This is a genomic window from Micromonospora radicis (genome assembly GCF_003583405.1).
GTDB lineage: Bacteria > Actinomycetota > Actinomycetes > Mycobacteriales > Micromonosporaceae > Micromonospora > Micromonospora radicis.
Window position 1 is genome coordinate 1 of sequence record NZ_QXEC01000058.1, and the last position, 1460, is coordinate 1460.

A 1460-nucleotide genomic window follows, 5' to 3' on the forward strand; every position below is an offset into this window, starting at 1 on the left:
GGGGGGTGTCCCTATGTTCTTGTCAAGCCGGGGCCGGGAGGGGTCGGGCTTGGTAGGTGGTCTTGTCGCGGAGCATGGCGAACAGGACGTCGACGCGGCGTCGGGCGAGGCAGATCAGGGCGGCGTTGTGCTTCTTGCCTTGGGCTCTTTTGCGGTCGTAGTAGGCGCGGCTGACCGGGTCGGACAGGGCGGCGAACGCGGCGAGGAAGAACGCGCGTTTCAGCTGTTTGTTTCCGCCGCGGGCGGGATGCTCGCCGCGGATGCTGCTGCCGGAGCGGCGGGTGACCGGGGCCAGTCCGGCGTAGGCGGCGAGGTGCCCGGCAGTGGCGAAGGAGGTGCCGTCGCCGATGTCGAGCAGGATCCTCGCGGCGGTCCTGACGCCGATGCCGGGCATCGAGGTCAGGACCTCGGCAAGAGGGTGGGCATCGAGTATCCCGTCCACCTCGGCGGCGACCTGGTCCCGCTGTTGAAGCACCTCGCGCAGGCTGTCGGCCAGTCGCGGCAGGATCTTCTCCGCTGCGGCGGTGCCGGGAACGACGACGGTCTGCTCGTCCAGGGCGGTCATGATCCGTTCGACGAGGCGTTCACCCATGCGTGGTGCGTTCTTCGACGCGATCGACACCAGCTTGCGGCGGCCGGCTTTACGCAGCCCGGCCGGGCCGCCGCAGCGCGACAGCAGTTCCAGGACGGCCTTGTGTTGAATGTTCTTGCCGAACGCTCGTTCCAGGGCCGGGTGAATCTGAGTGAGCAGGCCACGGATTCGGTTGGTCAGTCGGGTGGACTCGCCGGCCAGGTCGTCGTCGAAGCCGACAAGCATTTCCAGCTCGGCGAGGGCTTCGTCGCCGACGTCGACGCGACGCAGGGTGTGGGGCAAGGTGCGGGCGGCGTCAGCGATCACATAGGCATCGCGGGCGTCGGTCTTCGCGTTGCCGGGGTGCAGGTCGGCGATCCGACGCATCGCGAGTCCGGGCAGGTAGGCGACCTGATGTCCGCAGGCCCGGGCGACCGCGACCGGCAAGGCGCCGATCGAGGCAGGCTGATCGACAACCACCAGTACGGACCCGTGCTTGGCGAGTTTGTCGAAGACCTGCCGCAGCTTGGCCTCGGTATTGGCCAGCGCCGCGTCGTGCAGCCGTTTGCCGTCCCGGTTCAACGCGACGGCGTGGTGGCCGTCCTTACCAACATCCAGACCGAGAAACACCTGGTAGTCGCCGTGCATCGCCTCGCCTCCCGCGACATCGCACCGGGCTCGGTCGCAGTCTGGCGTCGACTTCCGGCACCCACGTTACGAAGAGACCTACCCCAACAGAGCGGATGGTCGTGTCCCTATCAGCGGTCCGTCGACGCCACCCGGCCCGGCGACAACACCCCCCGGATCATCGCAACGACAGGGGCGGTAAGTCATACCGGGCCGGGCGACCGAGGGTCCCCGGCTGGGGACGATCAAAAGGTAACGGGTG

1 protein-coding gene is annotated in these 1460 nt (G+C 68.2%); it reads right to left on the bottom strand.

The features are described 5' to 3' along the window. Positions 1 to 22 precede the first annotated feature (22 nt). Positions 23 to 1219, bottom strand: a complete 1197-nt coding sequence (locus tag D2L64_RS26885) for an IS110 family RNA-guided transposase (protein WP_119579990.1) — start codon at positions 1217 to 1219, stop codon at positions 23 to 25. Between the last annotated feature and the right edge of the window lie 241 nt (positions 1220 to 1460).

Coding starts and splice junctions, on each gene's coding strand:
- D2L64_RS26885 (WP_119579990.1), bottom strand. CDS start 1,219: ATGCACGGCGACTACCAGGTGTTTCTCGGTCTGGATGTTGGTAAGGAC.